This is a genomic window from Paenibacillus rhizoryzae (genome assembly GCF_059686995.1).
This window is the reverse complement of sequence record NZ_JCAALT010000001.1, coordinates 877,986-899,913: the sequence shown is the minus strand read 5'-3', so window position 1 is coordinate 899,913 and position 21,928 is coordinate 877,986. Positions and strand designations below refer to the sequence as shown.

Below are 21,928 nucleotides of genomic sequence, written 5' to 3'. Positions count from 1 at the left end.
TTATAGCGTTAGACGCCTTACAACTCAATCATTTCACGCAAATACCCAAGCAAGTTATGAACGCGCCGCACTCGCGGCCTCCCCGCTTGGGTATCCTCTTCAACTAATTGATCTCACCATGATCTTTAATGCTCGTATCGACATGAATGTTGACCTCCGCTTTCGCAAAAGCGCCGCCCCAGTCGTTCTGAACCTTTTTCCAATTCGAGTATTGAAAAGCCCTTGCATATAGCCCAAGTCCGATCGGTTCCAATTTGTTCTTTTGGATTTTCTTGACCAGTTTCGTCAATTCCAGCTCTAACTGTTTATTAATCATCGTTTCAAGCTCTTTCGCATGTTTCTCTGCATTAAGCCGAAACATCTGTTCCGTCAAATGAATAGGCAGCTTTAAACGGATATCGAAACGAAAATGATTGTCTGTATAAGAAACCATCACTTTCCGCATTACTTGCGTAATGTAAAAGCTTATTGCTCTTGTCTCAAAAATCGACTTTTTATGCTCTACATCAGGCAAAATAACGGTCAGCGTTAAATCCGCCAGCTTCTCATGCTGTAAAATCTGCAACAGTTCGTTCTCCATAAGATCAAGAGATCCTCGATAGATTCCTTTGTCATCCAGCAGCGCCGTTCCCGTGACCACTACCTCTTTTTGCGTTTTGTGCAGCTCCGTCATATAAGGTGTGACCCCTTTCTCAAAGACAAGCCGAACAAAATCAAAAAGAGTCGTCAATTCAACGAGATTGCGCATGTGCGCGGTATCGACAAGCTTCGCAATATGGAGAGGAAGCCTGCGTTTGTCCTCTGGCGTAAAAAACATAACCTCTTCGACAGGTCCATCGACTGCGATCAATCTTGCATTGATTCTGGATTTAGAATCACGAAAAAAAACATCAAGCAGATTCATCCATCCTTCGTGCTGGAGCACCTTTTTGCCGATCAGGATATTTTGAAGCTTCCCATTGCTGACGAGCGCAGATACGCGTGCTTCCAGCTCTCCTCTAGCTTGACGGCCGGTGATCGCTTTTACTTTCGTCGTCTCATTCTTCTTCTTCGCTTCCTTGCTGAAGACAGGAGAAGAGGAGAAGATCACCAGGTTGTTATCCTCGTCCAAATCGACGCCCATCATGAGCACAAGCGTAATGTTCTCAAGATCAACGCGGTCTTTGCAGCTTGTTAGGACGAATGCCATCAGAAGAAACAGTAATGTCATGCGAGAGAACCGGTTCATTTTTGCCACCTTGGAAAGCGCGTCATGACAGACAAAACAGCCCACAAACTTATTGGGAAGAGATAAACCATTACCATCCCGAAATAACTGAAATAATGGATCGCCTTCGTACTGCCATTCCAGCCCGGTTCCCATATTAAGGTAACCACTACCATCCCAGTAAGCAGTATGACAAGATGCTTACCTATTTTTCCGATATGAAACAATCGTTTGGTGCAGTACACCGTCATATAAAGTGCTGGTATCCAGGTTTTGGATATCACGAGTAAGTAACAAGTCAACATCACGATATCGAATCGTTCCAGAAAGCGGTATTCGATGACCTTGACAACGGTAAGCATTGTATCGTTAAAGAATTGAATTTCATCTGGACTGTAAACAACGAAGCAAAGGATAGTCACGTACAAATAAACAATTAAAGTTAACGTGTTCGCGATCACGACGCCAAATATGGCTTTCTTTTTATTTTCCAGATGCGGGTAGATAAAGAACGTTGCTTCAAATCCCATGAAAGAAATGACGGTCGTATTCACGGTCCTCAGCACCGGTATCCACCCTTCTTTAAGAACTGGTAGCAGGTTTAGCCAATGAGCATCGTTTAACAGACTTAATAAGACAAGCGGCATCCATAAAGAACACATGACCACAATTTCCGAGTATCTGCCTATTGTACGAACGCCGCCTTTTACGATCATATAGGCAGGGACAACAAACAGAAGCATCAATACATAATCCTGCGACTGCTGCATGATCCAACTGCGAATCAGCAAAACCATTCGATCGAGTATCAAATAGGCAAACAAACACATGTAAACGCCAAATACGAGTGTCATTACATATCCGACAAATCTGCCAAAATAGTGGGTGAGCAGATCGATGATCGTCCCATTCGGGTATTTCTTCATGATCTGAACGATCAAGATGCTGGCAATGATCGACGCAGCATATCCGATCAATAAAGCGATCCATCCATCCGTTCCTCCGGTCAGCGCAAGATCGCGAGGCATTGATATGACGCCTACGCCGAGCTGCATGCTGTGGATGATCAGAATAAACTGCAGCAGCGTTATGGAATTTGTTTTGTTAGCAGTTAAGCTCCATCCAGTCATTCCTCATCACCTTCAAGGCGGTTTAAACCCATTCTGTTCTTCTGCAGCGATCGCACGCTCGTCGGACGCTTCAGCATATTCCATAAGGGAAGCCGAATAAACACATCCTTCCAATCTCCGAAACGCATAGGAGCTAAAGGTGCAGTGTACGGTTCACCAAGTGATTTCAAAGTGATCAAATGTGCGACGAGGACCATAAATGCAGCAATAATTCCAATCATGCCGAACATGGAGGCGATAATCATCACAGGAAATCGGATGAGCCTGATCGATGCCGCCATATCGTAATTGGGCAAAATAAACGAAGCAACAGCGGTCGACGAAACGACGACTACCATCAGATTACTTACGATCCCGGCTTGTACGGCTGCTTGTCCGATAACGATACCGCCTACAATGCCTACCGTTTGACCAACCGGTGCGGGCAGACGAACACCGGCTTCCCGAAGCATCTCAAGCATAATTTCCATCATAAACGCTTCGATAACAGGTGGAAACGGTACTGCTGCTCTAAATTGACCGATGGAAAGGATCAGGTCAAGCGGTATCACTTCATGATTAAACGAAATACAGGCAATATAGATACCCGGCAAGAAGGCTGCAATGATACAAGCAAAAAATCGCAATAGACGCAGAAACGTGGCAATCGGCCAGCGTATACTGTAATCATCAATGCCTTGAAAGAATGCAGCGATGCTGGCAGGAGCAATTAGTACACTTGATGAGCGATCGACGACAACACAGATGCGCCCCTGCAAAATTTGCGAGGCGGCGGTATCTGGCCGTTCAGTCGTAATAAATTGCGGAAGCAGCGAAAACGGATTATCTTCGATTAACTCCGCCAACTCACCGGTATTCAAGATACAGTCCACATTTAATGATGTTAATCGTTTCTCCATCTCCTGTATTAAATCAGGATGGGTGACATCCTCTAGATAGAGCATCGATATTTTACATGGTACTCTGGCACCGATGTTCAGCTCTTTAATCTTCAGCTCTCTGCTGCTAATGTAGCGGCGGATGAGGGCGATATTTAGTCCTGCAGTCTCAATAAACCCTTGGTGAGCCCCTTTAAGGGAAGCCTCAATCTGCGAATCGGTAATTGCGCGCTGCGGCCATCCTTGCGTATCAAAAGCATACGCCTTCTCCTGACCATCCATGATAAACACGCTTTGGCCTTGCAGAACAGCGGTCTCGACATGCTTCAGAGTGCTCAGCGTGTTAATATCGCCAAGCGTGACAGGAAGCAACGGCAGCACGCCTTTTCCACTCATTCCATTGCTTGTTTCAACCGTTTCAAACATCAATTGATTCAGCACGTTATTGTTGATGGAATTCTTGTCAGCCAATCCCGATAAATAGACAAGAACGGCCTGACTCTCCGTTTGCTTATAGTAGAATGAACGAATAACAAGATCAGGTGCTTTGCTGAAAATCGCACGAATCGAATCGACATTCACCTTCAAGCTGATTTGCAATTGACCTCGTGCAGGGGTGTGGTCCTCTTTCATTGACTTGAAGGACTGAATTTGGCGGCGATTGAGAAATTTAAATAATCGAAGGAAGAACTCCATGGCGCACCTCAACATTCGCTTCTGACTTGATCGTATTTCATATTTTGCCATAAGCTGTTAGCAAATATACCGCGCTAAGAACGAAGACAGGCCGCCCAAATTGGACAGCCTGTCTTCTTATTCACTGCTATGTTGCCTATTCGACGCCGATCGCTTTCAATTTCTGTTTCAACAGCTCAAACGCTTCCTTTAGCTGCGCCTTAGGAACGTTATCATAGCGATCGCCAAGACTAACCTCGTAGCCGCTTAATGAATCATTAATGACATTAATATACCGGGTAAGTCCAATTCCGCTCTCCTTATAAAGCTCTAAGAAGATCGGTTCCAATTTGTCCTTCGGAATCGCGGAGTGAACATGGAACATATTCGATACCGGCAATTCCGGGACCGTCTTCAGACCTTCGCATTCGTTGTACAGCTTCGCCAGCTCCACCGCCGACTCGTGATAATGCCCCATCTTTCCTACTCGCTGCTCGAAATAATAATCGCTGCTTACAATGTAAGGATACAGGCTGATGAGATCGCCGCCATGGCGTCTCTTCCAGATCTTGGACTTCTCGGTAAACGCCTCTCCGCCGGCTAAGATAGCCCCTGCAATTCCCCCTATGCCTTTGTAGAACGATACATACACACTGTCGAACAAAGCGCAGACTTCCGCTGCCGACTTGCCGTAATACGGTAAAATTTCGAACAATCTCGCTCCGTCCAGATGCAGCTTTATCCCGCGTTTACGACAATGCGCCGCAATAGCTTCCAGTTCTTCAAAGGAGGGCAGTTGGCCGCCGATCTCGCGCTGCGGCAGCTCCAGCAGCAAACAAGAAATATTCTCTTGCATGTTCACTACATCTTCCAAGGTAATCAGCCGATCTTTGTCCGCCAGCAGAATCGGCTCCAGATGATGCAGCTCCTTCAGTCCGTCCTTCTCGTGAATTTCCAGATGGCATAGTGGATGATACGCTACCTTCTTATTTCCTTTCTCATCGCTCCAGATGCGCAGCGCGATCTGCTGAGCCATTGTTCCGCTTGGGAAGAATACGGCGGTTTCTTTGCCTAGGAAGTCGGCCATTTTACGTTGGAAATCCTCGATCAGCTTGCCATTGCCATAAATGTCGCTGTCCGCACTGCCGTCGATGTCGCGAAATGCATCCAGTAAAATCTGCACCGTATACTTGCTGTGTCCGGTAACCGGATAGGTAGTTTGGTTAAACGCTTCTAGTAAAGCTGTCATGCGGTTCATCCATCTCCTTCTATTGCTGTCGTCATATTGTACTCGTTCGGGCGGTATCACTTCAAGCTATCCGAACATTGCTCGCCCCAAAAATGAGCGTTGCCCCAGTACGCATGTCGTCCATGCCTCATATGATAACGTATGCAAGAACTCTTCTTTCTTTAGGGGAGGTGATTCTAATGACATTTGCACTCACAGACTGGATGCTCTACTCGATGTGGGCAGTACTCGGATTCATGGGCCTGAACTTCTTGATGGATATGTTCAAAATGATGAAGTCAGGCACATTTTCCACCGATTTTGTACTTGGGTATCTCAAAGACATGGTTTTCTTTGTATTGCCGTTATTCATGTTTGCGAACATGCAGTCTCTCGATCACTGGGGCTGGATGATGTTGACCGCTTACTACGTCGGTGCATTCGGAGTTGTATTCAAGTATCTGATGGACCTCAAAGGAAAAATGTAATCACAGCGACAGTAGCTCCTTTGCCCGCATTCCTGCAGGCTGCCGGCACCGCCCGGCAGCCTGTTTCGTTTGCATAACAGGCTTGTCACTTTCAATTAAATATGTTAAATAAGTAAAGGACGATATTGCTTAGGAGAGATTCAGATGGCACAGCTCTATTACAAATACGGCACGATGAATAGTGGGAAATCATTTGAAATTATTAAAGTAGCCCACAACTACGAGGAACAAGGCAAGCAAGTTCTCATCTATTCCCCCTCTTTCAGTGCAAGAGACGGTGCTGAGCTGGTCGGCTCACGAGTCGGCTTCGAGCGGGCCGCCATCCCGGTCGACGAACATACGAACCTGTATGAAAGCGTCAAATCGCATTTATCTACTTCATCCGGTCCTAAGAAAATTTACTGCGTACTCATCGATGAAGCTCAATTCCTGAAGAAACACCATATTATCGAGCTCACCCAGGTTGTTGATGAGCTGAACATCCCGGTTATGGCGTTCGGACTGAAGAACGACTTCCAGAATCAGCTGTTTGAAGGCAGTTATAACCTGCTCGTGCAAGCCGATAAGATCGAAGAGATCAAGACCATCTGCTGGTTCTGCGATCGGAAAGCAACGATGGTGATCCGTTTCCGCGATGGACAGCCGGTCAATGCGGGCGAGCAAATCCAGATCGGCGGCAATGAAGATTATAAGCCGGTTTGCAGACGCTGTTACAATCAAGCGTTCCGCGAGGTTGAGCCGGAATCCGAAACCGAATAAGAAGACGCAGAGAGGCGATTTAAGCCTCTCTTTTGTTATTTTCAGAACCTTTTTGACAACCCGAGTACTGGAAAGTAAAGTGGTAAAAGTAGGTTGATTTTCTATACAAGGAGGCTGCCATGAGCGCTGCGCGATCAGATTCACCTGTTATCCCTTTTACCTCTATGCGACAACTTGTAGGGCCGTTATTGGCCATTATTGTCGGCATCTTCATGGTTATCCTTGACAGCACCGCTGTCAATGTAGCCATCCCTGTTCTTGTGAAAGATTTTGACAGCACGCTGAGCACCGTGCAGTGGACCGTTACCGGTTATGCGCTGGCGCAAGCAGCCGTCATTCCGCTAGCCGGCTGGATGACAGACCGGTTCGGCTCGAAGCAAATCTTCATCATTTCACTCATTCTCTTTACAGTCGGTTCGGTGCTCTGCGCGCTGGCAACGACAGCAGAACAGCTTATTATGTTCCGCGTTCTGCAAGGTCTCGGCGGCGGTATGGTGCTTCCGATCGCATTCGCAATGACGTACCAGCTCAGCCCTCCTGAGAAAGCAGGCTCGATTATGGGACTTATGGGAATGCCTATTCTGCTCGCGCCTGCACTCGGACCGATCGTAGCCGGCTATCTCGTCGATTATGTCCACTGGGAATGGATCTTCTTCATCAACGTACCGATCGGCATTCTCGGCGTCATCCTATGCGTAACGCTGCTGCCGAAACTGCCGAAGAAGTCATTCACTTCGCTTGATATGTGGGGCATTATTCTCGGACCTCTTGCTTTCGCAGGATTGTCCTACGGACTAAGCGAAGGCTCTACAAGCTGGACGTCGGATAAGACCATTATCGGTCTTGCCGTTGGTTCCGTATCGCTGATTCTCTTTATCATCGTTGAACTGAAACGCAAGAAAGAACCGCTCCTGGAGCTTCGTGTATTCCGCTCTCCCTTGTTTACGCGCGGCATTATCGTCCAGTGGGTGCTGCAGTTCGTCATGTTCGGCATTATCTTCACCGTGCCTTACTTCATGCAAGAGCTCATGGGAATGAGCGCGTTCCATGCCGGCATGTGGACATTGCCTCAAGCGCTTGCCGCCGGGGTGTTTATGCCTATAGGAGGCCGATTATACGACAAAATCGGCGCTCGTCCGCTAGTGGTCACCGGCTTGTCGATTGTTGCGGTAGGCGCATTCCTCATCTCGCGCATCGATCCAACCGACAGTGCCGTGATGTTCCTTGTTCCCCGAGCCATGCTCGGCATGGGAATGGGATTGTCCTTCCTGGCGCTGAACACGCATCTCATTCAATCTGCGCCAAGCAACTTGGTCAGCAGGGTTACATCGCTTACAAGCGCTGCGCAGCAAGTCGTTACGTCGTTTGCCGTTGCTGGATTAACCACATTAATCGTCAGCCGTACAACCCATCACGTGGCTGAAGGCGAGAAGCCAATGCCGGATGCGATGGCACACGGTTTCCATGACACTTACTTAGCGCTTGCCGGATTGGCGATCTTCGGTCTGCTGCTCGCTGTCACCTTGAAGCGTCCTCGGTCTAGCGGTGTCCCGACTCCTGCTCATGTACCGGATATGGGGTAATCTTGTCGCACGCAAGCCGTAAATTGCTTTACGGTGCATGATTTCAGCTCCCTCCGCTCATCTTATGGATGACGGAGGTGAGCATTACCATGACAGGTCGAAACAGCAAACCGAAGAAGAAAGGTCCGGCATCCCACCCGGGACGCCTGGATCAATACGGAGAGAAGCTCTCGGAAGAGAGCGACAACAAGTCTCAAGGTAATAGCTGCTGAGTCATTGAATAAAGAGATGGCTGTCTCAATCGTGCAACTTCGCACATTTGAGACAGCCATTTTTTATTGTGTTCGAGGAGGCACCGTGCGTTCTCCCTTGAATCAAGCGAAAGTCATAACAGATTCACTATTGATAGAGGTACCGATCATCTCGCCATCACATATGGCTGCCATCGAACCCGGTTCATCGAAATTAAACACATGAATGGGGAGCTTATAATCTCGCGCAAGCAGGAACGCGGACTGATCCATTACCCGCAAGTCATTCTTAATAACGTCGTTATAGTGGAGCGATTGGAATTTCCGCGCGTCCCGATTCTTCTTCGGATCAGCCTCATATACACCGTCTACCCCTTGTTTCGCTACGAACAGTGCATCGCAATTCACTTCAATCGCCCGCTGTACAGAAGGATAATCCGTTGTGACATAAGGCTGGCCATTCCCACCTGCGAAGATGACGATATACCCTTTCTCCAGATGATGGATCGCGCGCAGTCGGATATAGGGTTCTGCCACTGAAGTGAGCGGAATGGCAGTCATGACGCGTACTTCGTTGCTGCATTTCGCCTTTAGCACACCTCTTAGCATCAAACTGTTCACTACCGTTGCAAGAGTGCCGATATTATCGGCTTCCGCGCGCTCAATTCCCCAGCTCTCCGCCATATTGCCTCTGAAAATGTTGCCTCCGCCAATAACCAAGGATACCTCAACACCTTTGCTCACCACCGACAAAATTTCACCCGCGATATGCTCCAGTCTGCTCGGATCAAACCCAAACTCGCTGCTGCCTGCAACAGCACCGCCGCTTAACTTGATAAGTACCCTCTTGTATGTGCTCATAACAATCCTCCTTGGACAAAAATAAAACACTAAAGCAGCTGCCTTAGTGTTTACGGATCACATATGGAATTGGAATGGCTAACGAAGCATCACGCTCACCTTGTCCTAGTTCTCTGATTAGCATGGGCTTCGCCTCCATTCGTTTACTATGCTTGATTATAAAGGAAAACAACCTTCATAAACAATACACATTTATGCTCATGCCCGACTCAAATAACCGACTTTTGTACTGTATCCTTTTGTCCATTTTTCAAGAAATTGACACCTATGGATACGGTTCTCGTATGAACTGAAATAGTGTACTATTGTAAAGGGCTTCGCGGGTTAAACGTACACTGCGACGCTGAACAGAGAAGGAGGATCCCTTATATGCCGCTATTTCTGCACACGCTGTCGTTGAAGCTGCTCAGGCTTAAGAACCCAGCTGTCGCCATACTCTTCCTCGCCTTCCTGCTGATCCTCTCTACGTTAGCCTACTGGTTGGAGCCGGATACATTCGAATCGTGGTTCAACGCGCTTTACTGGGTGATGACCACGATGGCTACAGTCGGGTATGGCGATTATTTCGCGCATACGTTCGCAGGCAAGGTGCTTACCCTCTTTATTTATGTGTTCGGTATCGGTCTACTCAGTTTGATCATCGGCAAAATCATAGATTCGGTCTCACAGTATCATCGACAAAGGAGAGCTGGCAAGTTGACCTATTCAGGCAAACAGCACGTCATCTTTATCAATTGGAGCAAGAAAGCCAGATACGCGGTGGAAGAGCTGCTATCCATCTCTCCTGCTACTCATATCGTGATTATAGATGCCATCGATCAACATCCTTATGAGCAACATAATGTACACTTCGTAAACGGTGATCCCAGCTCCAGCGAAATCTTGGAGCAAGCGGGCATTGCCAGCGCGAAGGCCGCGATCATCTTCGCCGATTATCGCATCGATGAGTCCTCGCTAGTCGACGGCAAATCATTGCTAATTGCCTCCAGCATCGAAAGCATCGCTCCGCAGGTACATACGACCGTAGAGATTATGCTCGAGAAGCATATCCACAATTTCAAGCATGTCAAAGTGAATGAATTCGTCCTCTCTCATGATGCCGTTGCAAGACTTGCGGTTCGATCGGCTCTAAACGACGGGAGCGTAGAAATTTTCACGCAGCTGCTTAGTCGCCAACATGGCGCGGATGTGTTCCCGATACCAGTCGTCTCGCCGGAGTGGAAAACGTATGAGGATGCCTTCCTCGCCCTCTTGAAGCAAGGCGCGACATTGATCTCCGATCGCGGAGACATGTCCATTAACACGAAGCTGAATGCTCCCATTCCTGCGGACGCCAAGCTCTTCGTCGTCTGTGAAGTCGAAGTCTATCAGACTATAACCAAAGGGGTGCGCGCTTAATGCATACGATTAGTTATCAAGAGTGGAATGAAACATCGCAGCGAGTAGTGCGTACGCTCAAGCAATATTCCGTGGATACGGATGAACTGTTCGTCCGCAAACTCGTTAATGCAACGGTCATCCAGAATAGGCTGCTCCACCACAGTTCACATGAGTCCGAAGATACCGGTGTTCATCTGATCTATGCAGCTACTTTCCAAACCGGCGATCTGGAGAGCTATGGCGCGGATATTAAACCGGCCCTGCTTGAGCGCTGTGACCGATCTGTGTTCCTGGAAACGGAATTCCTCTATTGGAACGGCCGATCCTTCGAGCTCGGCGAACAGCTGGTTCGCACGCAAGGGTCGCAAGATATCGCTAGGCTGCTTCTCGATCATTATTTGGTGAAGCAAAACCGTACCTTCGAGTCCTTGTATTCCGTGCTCGATGATGATCGCAACAAAGTCCTATTGTACATGAAGGAGGTTCACGTTTAAATGAAAGACGAGATTACATCCGCCAAGGTGCTGAAATTCGCGTTACTGCTTGCTGTGCCTGTCGCGTTAAGCGGCTGTAACACTAGCTCCAGCTATAACTGCGACCCGAACTACGAGAATTGTGATGATGGTTATTACGGCGGTACCGGCGGCACCTACTACTCTAGCGGCGGTTCTACGACTAAGAATCCGACGTACAGCGACAATGGTTCTAGCAGCTCCGGTGTTGTCAAAGGCTCTAGCAGCGGCTCCGGCTCCTACAAGGGATTTGGCAGCAGCGGCAGCCACAGCAGTGGAGGATAAGGCATGATGAACCGGATTGTGCAGCTCGAAGGGACCCATGAGGAGATATTTAGAGGTGAGATTGCCCGCAATATCCCCTATCACCGGATGAATGGCAAGCAATACTGTCTTCCTGCCGTAACGCTGTTCCAACCCGAAGAAGCAGCCGCGCTGCAAGCCGCTTCCGAAGCGGTTGACCGGATTTACTGGAAGGGACTGCGCTTCGCTCAACACTATCTGCCCGATGCGTTTCTCATTCAGCAATTAGGACTCCATCCCTCTCTCTTACCTGCAGCACGAATGCAAGTTCCGTATCACGGTGTTTCCAGACAGGATTGGATCATCAACGCGCATGGCATGAAATGCATCGAAAATAACACCGATACGCCGACAGGCATTCCTGAAACGGCTTATCTGGCAGAAATGCTTATTCATGCTTATTCCTCGTATACAGCCGCTTCAATCGGGATGCGCAATGAGATTCAGACCGCTTTCGACCAACTGATTCGGCATTACGCCAAGCAAGGTTTATCGGGTCCGATCGTATTTTCCAGTTATGGCTGGCATCTCGAGGATCGTACGAATACGGAGTATTTGATGCAGGCAGTCAATGAGCTCGGATATGAGACACTCTACGTTCCCCTTGAAGAACTCGAAATCATTCCGGGAGACGGACTCTATGCCGGCGGTCAGCGCATTGCCGTGTTATATCGCTTATATCCGCTCGAATATTTAATTCACGATACAGACGATGAACATGGCAACGAGCCGATCGGTGAAGCCTTAATTCAGCTTGTTGCCTTGGGCAAGCTTGGGCTGATTAATCCCGCACAAAGCATCATTACGCAAAGCAAAGGGTTTATGGCGCTGATTTGGTCGCTCTATGAACGTCGAGATCAAACCGAAGAATTCGTCGGGTTCCCTCTGTTCGATCAAAGCGATATCGAAGATATAGAGCACTACCTGCTCCCGACTTATTATGATCCAGCTCCGTTCATGCAAGACGGTACACCTTATGTAGCCAAAGGATATTGGGGACGCGAAGGCAAAGGCACCTCCCTCTATGATGGTGAAGGACAATTCCAGCAAGCGGAGTGGGGTCATGAAGAAGCAGATCTTGTAGAGGTTCAAGACTATTATGACAACCAGCCGAAAGTGTACCAGCAGATGTTCACGATGCAAGAGGCTCGTGTTGAGACGGAAGAAGGTCCCTTCGACGGCTATCTGCTGACGGGAGCTTATGTCATAGGCGGACACTACGCCGGCCTTCTGCCTCGAATTGGCGGACGAATTACCGGAGATATGGCTTATTATTGTCCGGCTGCAATTACATACACAACCCAAGGAGGATCAAGACGTGAATAACTTTGGAAATGATCTGTTGAATGTAGGAATTGGCATCCTTATTTTGCTCGCGGCACTGTTGGTTGGTGCATTCGTATTTAGTAAGCTTACGCGGTTCAACGACTGGGAGGAAATCCGGAAAGGAAACGAGGCTGCAGGCATTTACATGGGCAGCAAGCTGCTCGGTCTAGGCATCATCGTAGCGATGGTATCGTACAGCTCTCATGACTGGGAAGCGATGCTGATCTGGTCGGGGATTGGTATTCTCCTGCTCTGCCTTGTTTATATCCTATTTGATTTCCTTACCCCTAAACTAAACGTGTGCGAAGAGATCGCCAAAGGCAATAAGTCCGTTGCTCAACTGCTCCGCGCTATTATTCTCGGATCGTCGATTGTAATCGGAACGTTCTTGATGTAAGGACAAGAAAGAGGCACAAGTGTTTATCGCTTGTGCCTCTTTCGATTAGGATAGAAAATCTATAATACCCGATACAATCGCACTAGACACCGTTTCCTGAAACGCGGCTGACTGCATACGCGCTTCCTCCGCATGATTCGAAATATACCCAAGCTCGAGCAGCAGCGCCGGTCTGGTGTTCTCACGTATGACTTGATAATTGCCAACCTTTACGCCGCGATCCTTAGCATCGATGGATTTCACAAGCTCGCTATGCATGAGCTCCGCAAGGCCGAGATCGGCATCATTGTAGTAGTATGTCGTCATCCCAGCTACATCATTGGATTCGAAGGCATCGTAATGAATGCTTACAAATACATCTGCGTTCGATTCATTTGCGATCTCCACACGCTCGTCAAGCGATACGGTTTCATCGTCAGGGCGAGTAAGGATCACTTTAGCCCCTGTTCTCTTCTGCAGCTCGTCCCGTATGTGAAGAACCGTCTGCAGGGTGACATCCTTCTCGAACGTCCCTTGCTGCCCGATCGAACCGGCGTCTTTCCCGCCATGTCCGGCATCCAGAACGATCGTTTTGCCGGCAAGAAGCAAGTTCTGACTCGCGACGATCGGCTCCCCTGCTGCTTCATCATGTTCACTTGATCCATTGGCACGATTCTGAGCTTGGAATATGAATAAAGCCGCGGCAAAGACGATTAAAGCAAGTAAGGCAGTGCCGGGTGACTTCTTCTTTCTTCTCTTCATTTCAGAAACTTCCTCCTTACATTTGCATCTTGGTGCTCCACAACTATACCAGCTCGACCTAAAATTGAAATGAAGCTAATCTTAATAACGGCTTAAATCGATAAAAAGTTTAATTTTTCAATTCGTCATGCATAAGATCGATACCTGCTTGGGTACATTAATGTCTGTTGCAATTTACAAGAATGAGGAGGATCACACACACATGGCAAACGGACAAAATGAAGTTTCGAAAGCAGACGTGCAATCCGTGGCATTAAACAAGCTTCCGGTTGCGGGTGCAGCAGACACCGAGTTCTCCGCAGAAGAAGCGGCTGAAGTATTCCAGCACAACCCGGCTTCGAACCAAACTGCGGCTAACGTTGCGGCTAATGAAGCTGAAGACGAAGAGTAGCCTATAACTCGGAAACAAAACATGAAGCCCGTTCCTTGTGGAATCGGGCTTCACTTATTTTCTCAACCCAGTCAACGAACAAATTAACCGGCAGAATATTCGAGTTTCTTGCGAGCATTGCCTTTGCTTTTGTTTCTTGATCCCTTAACCAGCTCAGGAAGAGCAACGCCAAGCAATACAAGGATGACGCCTGCCCACTGCAGCGCGCTAACCTGTTCATGCAGGACAACCGCTGAGAGCATGACCGCTACAGGCAGTTCGGAAGCGCCAAGAATACCAGCCATGCCTCCACCGATATGCGGAACACCTGCCGCGAATAATACGGGAGGAATAAAAGCTCCGAACAGACCAAGCAGGAAACCGAACAGCAGCAAGCTGCTCCAGATCACGCCATTAAACAGATAGACCGGCGGGAATAGAATAAACACGAAGATTAATCCACCCGTAATCATCCATAAGCTTCGCTGAGCGGGATGAACACTCGGTACGGCTTTTCCGCTGAAAATAATAAAGAGCGAGTAGCTGACTGCTGCGAGCAAGCCAAGCGTAATACCAAGCAGGTTGAACTCCGAAATCCCCTGCTCCATAATTCCGGCAGCGAGCAGCGTTCCACCGAACAAGATGCTAAGCGTGAGCAGCATAATACCGTTCGGACGTTTGCGTGTGCTGATTGCATGAATGAGAACGCCCATCCACGTGAATTGGAACAATAGCACAATCGCAAGTGAATTCGGAATGTAGCGCAATGACTGATAATACAGCAAACCTGTCATCGCCGTCGGAATACCTGCCGACATCAGCATGAAACGTTGTTTCCATGTTAAGCCAATTGGTTTCTGAGCCGGTTCAGTTGAATCCGCAGCTTGACGTTTAGTGTGCACTTTCAGCATAATGACCAGCAGCCAGGATAAAATAAATCCCGTTAGCAGCTGTGTACCTACAACCTCGCCTAAGCTGTATCCTTCTCCATATGCTTTCACTACGATCGTCGACAATATGCCGTAACTGACCGCGCCAAGAAATACAGAAATCATATATTTCATATCTAAGATGCCCCTTTCGACACTTGCGTATATTCAATAAACAATACAAAAAACTTCCTTACCACAAATACAGAATCATCACCTGATCATTCCGTATTCGTAGTAAGGAAGTTAAGGCTTCCTGTAGATACCCTCACCCTATTGGTTCGTGAGGTTATACGAATTTATTATGAAGTTAAGTATATTTTCCGTTGCAATTACTTGTGATCACTCATGGAAATGTAACATGACTCGTGAGCTTCTGTCAACAGGAGATTGACGGTAATTACGCTAATTTCAGAAAATCACTTCGCATGATACTTCGGACATGCCCTGCCCAGCGGCCGTTTGCAGGACAATATTTCTTCGCTACTTTCTCGATCGTGGTATAGCCTCGCTCCACGTAATTGTCCGAGAGGAGTTGTCCGAATTTCCTTACGCTCTCCCCCTTGGTGGCGAAGGTAAAGGCCTTTTTATATGCGCTTTTGCCGGTGATGGCGTTTAATCCGAACAAATTATTTTTATTTTGCGCCAGTCTACTCGACCCGTTACCGCTTTCAAGCTTCATGACGGCGATGGTGAAGAAAGCATTGATGCCGTATTTATCTTCAATCGCAAGAACGGCTGCTTCGATTCCGTGACCGGCAAGCTTAGTTCCTTTCAGTATTGTCGCGATTTGCTCTTTGGTTAGTCCCGAGTCGGACATCACCTTCGATGTTGGTTTCGCCAGCTTCCCAAGAGGCGTTACAAGCTTCTTCTTCACGGGTAAATTATCAATAGCAGCCGTTGGCGCATTCACCTTCTTGACCGTCTGATGAATCACAGATAATGTAGATACTTCCGCTTTAGCTGATTTCACTTGGTCAGCAGGCATTGCATTCGTTTGTGCTGCTTGGGGTACTTCCACTGCATAACCGCCATGTACATACCCGCCACCCTTGAGCGATAACCATCCGGTTTCGGTCATGCTCACAACTTGCAGCAATTCGCCTTGCTTCACTTCTGTCAGGATCTTCGAGCTTGCATCAGGCATGGAACGTACGTTGAGGTAGAATGAGGTTACTTTATATGTATGAAGAGGATTCGCCGTCTTTGAAACTACGACAGGCGCTGCAGGTACGGGGATCTTGCGAATCGGCTCAGCAACTTCAGCCGTTGCTTTGGGGATGATTGTAGCGGGTTGGAACATGGATTTCGGAAGATGCGTGATTTCTGCGGCAGGTGATAGGGTCGTTTGGGATGTGACTGTCTGATGATGGAGCCAGCGCGGAGCAGATAAACCTGCTATTTGGGAATTCCACAGTGCATTCGTAAAGGTAAAGGATAGGATCACCGTAGTTACAAACAACGCACAAATCATATAAGCCACTACATTCCACTGGATGGTTCTAGTCATTGAAACACCTCTTCCTTGGATTTAAGGGCCTTTCCGATATAGGTTAGATTGTAAATGCTATCTTCTGAAAAGCATGTCAAACCTTCTGTAAGAAAAATATGAACTTTTGTCGATGGACATTCCTACTATGGCGAACAAAAAAGAAGCCTGAGTGAATCAGGCTCCTTTATGAGTGTTTTTTAATCTTTTTTCACGCTTCCGGAAACGCCTTGCGCCCCATAAAACCGTCATTCCAGCCATGATAGTGAGAGATTCGCTCTTCGCCTTGCTTCCAACAGATTAGAATTTCCTCACCATTGAGAATCGAGGGAAAATCGATCAATCCGGGGTTGATCATTTTGAGAAAAACGCCTTTTCGATCAAAATTTCCGATGTGAAGATCAATTTCCATCCTCATGAATTCAAGCTGGCTCTCCACTTCAAAGAATGGATCGTCGTTTTCTCTGGATGTACTCGCCTTCAGTACTTGCAATTCATCAAACTTTTCTTCGAATTGCTGCGTCAGCAGCTGCAGCTTCAGCAGGTCTTCCTGCAGCTGCGGCAATAGTGCATTCGCTTCGCTTAATGTAAAATGAATTTGGTCCACTTTCATATCCACTCCTTACATTAAGTGTACTAGAATCGAACGAACAAGGTCAAACGGCGCTCGGCCTAGTTCGTTCGCATGAAAAACGAGAACCAGGTGTCCACGAGCGACACTCCGATTCTCGTTCCTCCTTTTATTTAAAATAAGTCCGCAGATGCTGTGCCGCTTTCGCAATTCCCTGCTGCTCCCGCTCCAAGGTTCCCCAGAAACGATGGTCCTCCAGCTCAATGCTGATCGCCCCTTTATACCCTAGACGATCCAAACGCACGGCTACCTTGCTCCATTCGACAGCTCCGTGACCGGGGATCGTGTAACGCCACGAGCCTTCCGAGAAGCCGTATTTCGCGCCGAATGTAGCCGATAATACGCCGGATTCATACAACTCTTCATTTAGCAGCTCTGTATCCTTACCGTGACAATGATTAACGCGTTCACCAAACTCCGATAAAGCGCGTAAGTAATCGATGCCAAGGCGCACAAGATGGGAAGGATCATAATTGAGGCCAAAATGCTTCGATGGAATCGCCTCAAACATCGCTCTCCACATTTCCGGCGTGCAGCCGAGCGTCGGATAATGAGGCGCCGGCCCCGGCCAGCCTTCGATGGCGATATAGATGCCCCGCTGCTCGGCATGTCGAACGATTTCCGGGAAGGAATCCTTCCAAATTGCGAAGCCTTCCGAGCGCGGAAGCGTGAGATCTTCCGGAACCAAACACATAAACAGGACGCTTCCGCCAAGCTCAGCCATGGTGTCCATTTGGCGCTTAGTTGCTTCGATCGCTTCTGAGCGGCGATTATCATCGCGGCTAAGCAGCTGCGCTGTGTGACGAGCATCGACGGAACCGATGCCAATTCCGAACTCGCTGCAGGCTTGCTTCACTTCCGGAGTCAGCTCGGATAGATCCAAGATGTCGAGTCCGATTTCCGCTGCCCATGCGGCTGTTTGTTTAATGCCTGTGCGGCCAATGATGGGCGGAATTCGCATACCGATCGAATATGTCATTTAACTTACCTCCTCTGATTCCAAATGTCCCAATGGAGAATAACCGGCAGCTTCATAAATCATCTCGGATAATTTCACGACTTTTAGCGCATACTCGCCTGGAACAAGCACGTCATGGCGCCCCAAGATGGCGTCAATAAAACTCTTGTCCTGGTTGGTCGATGCAGCAGGCAGTTCAGGAACGATAGGCTCTTGTCTCAAACGGCGAAGCGTAATGCGGCCGTTATCATAGAAGATCCCGCCCTCTTCACCGCAGAAGACAAATGTCTCATGCCAACAAGGGGCGTAACCAACAAGGTTCAGACCGGCAACAGCCCCTTCGGCAAATCGAATGGAAGTGAAGGTGTCGATTTCAACGGGCGTGCCATGCATATGCAGCTGAGGTTTGACTTCAATCGGCGTCAGACCCGTCGTCCATAGCAGAACATCAATGATGTGGCTGCCGGAATCCATCAAGAATCCACCGCCTGAGAGCGCAGGGTCTTGACGCCAGGAACCCGGAGTGCCCTGCTTCCACTCTTGATACAGAGAAGCGGTAATCGAGGTCAGTTTGCCGATCTCGCCTCTGGCAATCGCATCCCGGATATAGAGAAATTCGGGCTGAAAATGCCGCTGATACGATACTTGCATGATTTTACCCGCTTCATTCGCCAGTTCGATCAGTGCTTTCGCTTCCTCGGAAGAGCAAGTCATCGGCTTCTCGATTAATACATGAAGCCCTTTGCGCAATACAGCACTAGCCTGTTCGAAGTGCAGCGTATGCGGAGAACAAATCACTACCGCATCCAGTTCCACCTCATTCAGCATGTCGGCGTAATCCGCGAATGCCGGAATATCCCCTAATTGATGCTGAGCCATAAACTGCTCTCTGCCTGCTGCATTCGGATCCGCTATCGCTGCAATTCGAACTTCCGTTAACTCCGTCAGCTGGCGCGCGTGCCACCCCGCAATGCCGCCGGTTCCAATCATCCCAACTCGAATCAAGCTCATCATTCAGCCTCCCGCTTCTGCTTGGAATAGATATAGCATTTGGTTAAATCAGACATCTCCACCTTAAGCTACCACAAAACATGACTGCTACCAATCCAAATATGCGACAAGATCTGCTAAGCAATGTCCACGTTTGGGCAATTATAAAGTAGGCAATGATAAGCAAGAGCTAGGAGATTAATTCACAGGAGGATTACGCAGCGCAATGAGAAGAACTCTGCTACACACAACGCGAACAGCCGTATGCTTCGTCCTGCTTGCCGCAACGATTGGCGGTCCTGCCGGCGCGCATCCCGTTCAAGAAACGACGCCAACCGTCGTGCAAGTGAAACTAATTGGGGCAGCCGGCACCGACGTCGGAATGGCATCGTTAACCCAGAAGAATGATGCCGTCGTGCTTCATGTTGAAGCGACAAACCTGCCGCCCGGCGTACATGGCATTCATTTTCACGAAACCGGCAAATGTGAAGCACCTGATTTCAAAACAGCCGGTGCGCATTTCAATCCGCAGACCAAGCAGCACGGATTCAACAATCCAAAAGGGTTCCATGTTGGGGATCTGCCGAATATCACGGTTGCAGCGGATGGTTCCGTTAAAGTGGATATCGAGACGCGAATCATTACATTGGCACCGAACCAACCGAACTCCCTTAGGAAAGCAGGCGGCACTGCGCTTGTGATCCACGAGAAAGCCGATGACTACGCGACCGACCCTTCCGGAAATTCAGGCAATCGCATTGTATGCGGCGTTATTCAATAACGACATGTAAACCATTCGTGGCCATGGCCTTCACTTAATCGAGGTTCATGGCCATTTACAATTGGACGAGTCATACGTTAAATTGAAACATGGAGATGGACTTATAGATCCAATACAGAGAAAAGCTAAAGGAGCAAACCAAACTGATGATAACCAAAGAATTATCACCGCTTGTACAATCCTTGGACCTCAAACCGCATCCGGAAGGCGGCTGGTACAAAGAATTGTGGAAAGCCTCATTCGAGATTCCGCAAGCTATTCTGGGCGAGCGCTATTCCGGCGCACGCGTAGCTGCAACATCCATCTATTTCGTCCTGCATCCGGAAGAAACATCGGATTGGCATACCGTATTGTCCGATGAGCTGTGGCTCTGGCACTCCGGCAGCCCGCTTCTGCTCCGCTTAGGCGGTACCGGAGAGAATCCGGAAACGACTGAAGAGATTATTATTGGTCCGGATATCGCCAAAGGCCAGCGCCCGCAAGCGTTAGTACCGGCGAATGTTTGGCAGATGGCCAAGCCGCTCGGCGATGAACCTGTATTTGTTTCATGCGTGGTAGCACCGGGCTTTCATTATGATGATTTCACGCTCATTAAACGCACTTAAACCATACTTTATTAGGTAAGAGGCCAATCAGGATTTTTCTGATTGGCCTTTTCTCATTGTCAATGGGAATTGCATGAATGTTTTCTAATCGTATTCTAACAATGTCAGTGAAAGCGTTCGTAATGAAGAGTTTTCCTCCACATTGGTAAGTAGTGGTTTTTTTTGCTGTGGTATAGTGGTCTCCAGGTGATCTTGGCATCCAGTAATCACACTATACTCTCAATTAATAGGAGGAAGACATGAATAACACAACAACCAAGCGTATAGGTAGAAAACTAGCAGGTGTAGCACTCAGCCTATCTATCGCTTTTGCCGGAAGCATGCTTCTTACGCCGAAGACGACACACGCAGCATCCGATTCTGTCGTAGCGAAAAACATCATTAATAAGGGCAAACAATATATGGGCGTTCCTTACAAATTCGGTGCCAAATCCGGCATTACAAGCGCATTCGATTGTTCTTCATTCGTGCAATACATTTATAAGAAGAATGGCATCAGCCTCCCGCGTTCGTCCAGACAGCAAGCCCTTAAAGGAACTAGGGTGCTGAAAAGCAACCTGAAACCGGGCGACCTTATTTTCTCGGATACGAATCGTGACGGCAAAATCAATCATGTCAGCATCTATATTGGAAACGGCAAAGTACTTCAAACGTACCGCGTCGGAATCGGCGTTACCATTTCCACCTTCAAAGGCAGCATTTGGGACAAAACATTCATTACGGCTCGCGATGTCATTTAGGTCAATTTACGTGCAGGGCACTTAGGTGCTCTGCACGTTTTTCGTTTCGTTGGGCAAGCGTATATACAGGCTAGCCTTGGACTCCATACACTAGAAGCTAGTAGAGTATTCGGGTGTAAGGGGGTTCGAACAATGAAACTGGATATCGGATGCGGCGCCAATAAGCTCCCTGACTGTTACGGGATTGACCGTTATGCATTGCCGGGTATCAATCTGGTCAGTGATCTGAATACTGAAATTCCGTTTCCCGATAACTCCATCGATTTCATTGCCGTGAGCCGCATGCTGCCCTATGTAGATAACTTAAACTTTGCGCTGCGAGAGTTATACCGTGTCTGCGTTCATAAGAGCGTCGTTTGTTTGCTATGCCCATATGCGCACAATTTTCGTCACAGCTCGAATCCTTTCTTAAAACACCGCTTCGATGAACATACACCTCGTTATATGACGTCATCTTTTAAACAACCTCCGGGAAAACCGATCTGCCCTCCCCTATCGCCGTACAGCTACGTTACGCCTCCGCCTTATGATTTCAGATTGCTTCGTATGGAGCTTTTCTATCAAGCCCCTTATTTAACCGATCTCTACGAGCCTGATGAGCTCGAAGTTCTCAAAGAGCTTCAGGCTAACGTTGTAGATGAGATTCTGTATTATTTTGTCGTCGTGAAGGCGCCGATGACGGACGAGGAATGGTTGGCGATGTGTAATGAAGTTCACCCTGAGCCTCATGCGGTAACCATGCTCCGTAGCAGCATAGCCCCTTAAAAAGGTGCATA

The 21,928-nt window shown here is 48.2% G+C and carries 25 protein-coding genes and 1 riboswitch; of the genes, 14 read left to right on the top strand and 11 right to left on the bottom strand.

The annotated features are described in order from the left end of the window. Nucleotides 1–103 precede the first annotated feature (103 nt). From AC6ESO_RS04030 to AC6ESO_RS04015, 4 genes are all read right to left on the bottom strand, one after another. Nucleotides 104–1,228, bottom strand: coding sequence for a Ger(x)C family spore germination protein (locus AC6ESO_RS04030; protein ID WP_497090239.1), 1,125 nt, complete (start codon nt 1,226–1,228; stop codon nt 104–106). Beyond that, nucleotides 1,225–2,337: a GerAB/ArcD/ProY family transporter gene (locus AC6ESO_RS04025; RefSeq protein WP_497090238.1), complete on the bottom strand. Its 1,113-nt coding sequence runs from the start codon at nt 2,335–2,337 to the stop codon at nt 1,225–1,227. The genes AC6ESO_RS04030 and AC6ESO_RS04025 overlap by 4 nt, the downstream gene beginning before the upstream one ends. Next, complete coding sequence (locus AC6ESO_RS04020; protein ID WP_497090237.1) at nt 2,334–3,911, bottom strand: spore germination protein; 1,578 nt, start codon at nt 3,909–3,911, stop codon at nt 2,334–2,336. The genes AC6ESO_RS04025 and AC6ESO_RS04020 overlap by 4 nt, the downstream gene beginning before the upstream one ends. 136 nt (nt 3,912–4,047) lie before the next feature. Continuing rightward, nucleotides 4,048–5,148, bottom strand: a complete 1,101-nt coding sequence (locus AC6ESO_RS04015; protein WP_497090236.1) for a threonine aldolase family protein — start codon at nt 5,146–5,148, stop codon at nt 4,048–4,050. A gap of 170 nt (nt 5,149–5,318) precedes the next feature. Here AC6ESO_RS04015 and AC6ESO_RS04010 point away from each other — a divergent pair, with 170 nt between their 5' ends. The 4 genes from AC6ESO_RS04010 (at nt 5,319) to AC6ESO_RS03995 (ending at nt 8,160) form a co-directional block, all read left to right on the top strand. Further along, the gene (locus AC6ESO_RS04010) at nt 5,319–5,606 is read left to right on the top strand and encodes a hypothetical protein (RefSeq protein ID WP_497090235.1); all 288 of its coding nucleotides are present in this window, start codon (nt 5,319–5,321) and stop codon (nt 5,604–5,606) included. Nucleotides 5,607–5,750: 144 nt separating this feature from the next. Next, on the top strand, nt 5,751–6,365 hold the full coding sequence (locus AC6ESO_RS04005) for a thymidine kinase (RefSeq protein ID WP_497090234.1): 615 nt from the start codon (nt 5,751–5,753) through the stop codon (nt 6,363–6,365). Between the two features lie 119 nt (nt 6,366–6,484). After that, nucleotides 6,485–7,948 (top strand): MDR family MFS transporter, encoded by a 1,464-nt coding sequence (locus tag AC6ESO_RS04000; protein WP_497090233.1) that lies wholly within the window; start codon nt 6,485–6,487, stop codon nt 7,946–7,948. A gap of 89 nt (nt 7,949–8,037) precedes the next feature. Next, nucleotides 8,038–8,160, top strand: a complete 123-nt coding sequence (locus AC6ESO_RS03995) for a hypothetical protein (protein ID WP_256208255.1) — start codon at nt 8,038–8,040, stop codon at nt 8,158–8,160. Nucleotides 8,161–8,262: 102 nt separating this feature from the next. Here the strand turns inward: AC6ESO_RS03995 and pyrH are convergent, their stop codons facing one another. Further along, nucleotides 8,263–9,000, bottom strand: coding sequence for a UMP kinase (pyrH, locus tag AC6ESO_RS03990; RefSeq protein ID WP_494817466.1), 738 nt, complete (start codon nt 8,998–9,000; stop codon nt 8,263–8,265). Between the two features lie 369 nt (nt 9,001–9,369). Here pyrH and AC6ESO_RS03985 point away from each other — a divergent pair, with 369 nt between their 5' ends. From AC6ESO_RS03985 to AC6ESO_RS03965, 5 genes are read left to right on the top strand one after another with little or no spacing between them, the layout of a single operon-like run. After that, the gene (locus tag AC6ESO_RS03985; protein ID WP_497090232.1) at nt 9,370–10,398 is read left to right on the top strand and encodes an ion channel; all 1,029 of its coding nucleotides are present in this window, start codon (nt 9,370–9,372) and stop codon (nt 10,396–10,398) included. Then, nucleotides 10,398–10,874, top strand: a complete 477-nt coding sequence (locus tag AC6ESO_RS03980) for a hypothetical protein (protein WP_497090231.1) — start codon at nt 10,398–10,400, stop codon at nt 10,872–10,874. The genes AC6ESO_RS03985 and AC6ESO_RS03980 overlap by 1 nt, the downstream gene beginning before the upstream one ends. Next, complete coding sequence (locus tag AC6ESO_RS03975; protein ID WP_497090230.1) at nt 10,875–11,177, top strand: hypothetical protein; 303 nt, start codon at nt 10,875–10,877, stop codon at nt 11,175–11,177. It abuts the gene before it with no gap. 3 nt (nt 11,178–11,180) lie between these two features. After that, nucleotides 11,181–12,521 (top strand): glutathionylspermidine synthase family protein, encoded by a 1,341-nt coding sequence (locus AC6ESO_RS03970; RefSeq protein WP_497090229.1) that lies wholly within the window; start codon nt 11,181–11,183, stop codon nt 12,519–12,521. Beyond that, the gene (locus AC6ESO_RS03965; protein ID WP_497090228.1) at nt 12,514–12,918 is read left to right on the top strand and encodes a DUF350 domain-containing protein; all 405 of its coding nucleotides are present in this window, start codon (nt 12,514–12,516) and stop codon (nt 12,916–12,918) included. The genes AC6ESO_RS03970 and AC6ESO_RS03965 overlap by 8 nt, the downstream gene beginning before the upstream one ends. 45 nt (nt 12,919–12,963) lie before the next feature. Here the strand turns inward: AC6ESO_RS03965 and AC6ESO_RS03960 are convergent, their stop codons facing one another. Continuing rightward, entirely contained in the window at nt 12,964–13,659 is a 696-nt protein-coding gene (locus AC6ESO_RS03960; protein WP_497090227.1) for an N-acetylmuramoyl-L-alanine amidase family protein, read from the bottom strand. 202 nt (nt 13,660–13,861) lie between these two features. On the opposite strand from AC6ESO_RS03960, the gene AC6ESO_RS03955 reads away from it, so the two are divergent. Then, entirely contained in the window at nt 13,862–14,050 is a 189-nt protein-coding gene (locus AC6ESO_RS03955; RefSeq protein ID WP_494817459.1) for a hypothetical protein, read from the top strand. 83 nt (nt 14,051–14,133) lie between these two features. Here the strand turns inward: AC6ESO_RS03955 and AC6ESO_RS03950 are convergent, their stop codons facing one another. The 5 genes from AC6ESO_RS03950 to AC6ESO_RS03930 form a co-directional block, all read right to left on the bottom strand. Continuing rightward, nucleotides 14,134–15,093, bottom strand: a complete 960-nt coding sequence (locus AC6ESO_RS03950) for an EamA family transporter (RefSeq protein WP_497090226.1) — start codon at nt 15,091–15,093, stop codon at nt 14,134–14,136. A gap of 80 nt (nt 15,094–15,173) precedes the next feature. Further along, a riboswitch (purine riboswitch) is annotated at nt 15,174–15,275 on the bottom strand. 83 nt (nt 15,276–15,358) lie between these two features. After that, complete coding sequence (locus AC6ESO_RS03945; RefSeq protein ID WP_497090225.1) at nt 15,359–16,468, bottom strand: SH3 domain-containing protein; 1,110 nt, start codon at nt 16,466–16,468, stop codon at nt 15,359–15,361. A gap of 190 nt (nt 16,469–16,658) precedes the next feature. Continuing rightward, complete coding sequence (locus AC6ESO_RS03940) at nt 16,659–17,060, bottom strand: DUF2203 domain-containing protein (RefSeq protein WP_497090224.1); 402 nt, start codon at nt 17,058–17,060, stop codon at nt 16,659–16,661. 127 nt (nt 17,061–17,187) lie between these two features. Then, entirely contained in the window at nt 17,188–18,057 is an 870-nt protein-coding gene (locus tag AC6ESO_RS03935; RefSeq protein ID WP_497090223.1) for a sugar phosphate isomerase/epimerase family protein, read from the bottom strand. Continuing rightward, nucleotides 18,058–19,047: a Gfo/Idh/MocA family protein gene (locus AC6ESO_RS03930; RefSeq protein ID WP_497090222.1), complete on the bottom strand. Its 990-nt coding sequence runs from the start codon at nt 19,045–19,047 to the stop codon at nt 18,058–18,060. A 205-nt stretch (nt 19,048–19,252) separates the two neighbouring features. Here AC6ESO_RS03930 and AC6ESO_RS03925 point away from each other — a divergent pair, with 205 nt between their 5' ends. From AC6ESO_RS03925 to AC6ESO_RS03910, 4 genes are all read left to right on the top strand, one after another. Then, a complete protein-coding gene (locus AC6ESO_RS03925) occupies nt 19,253–19,807 on the top strand; it encodes a superoxide dismutase family protein (RefSeq protein WP_497090221.1) in 555 nt (184 codons plus the stop codon). Nucleotides 19,808–19,956: 149 nt separating this feature from the next. Then, nucleotides 19,957–20,412: a cupin domain-containing protein gene (locus AC6ESO_RS03920; protein ID WP_497090491.1), complete on the top strand. Its 456-nt coding sequence runs from the start codon at nt 19,957–19,959 to the stop codon at nt 20,410–20,412. A gap of 239 nt (nt 20,413–20,651) precedes the next feature. Next, complete coding sequence (locus AC6ESO_RS03915; protein ID WP_494817451.1) at nt 20,652–21,152, top strand: NlpC/P60 family protein; 501 nt, start codon at nt 20,652–20,654, stop codon at nt 21,150–21,152. A gap of 132 nt (nt 21,153–21,284) precedes the next feature. Continuing rightward, entirely contained in the window at nt 21,285–21,917 is a 633-nt protein-coding gene (locus AC6ESO_RS03910) for a methyltransferase domain-containing protein (protein WP_497090220.1), read from the top strand. Nucleotides 21,918–21,928: the final 11 nt, after the last annotated feature.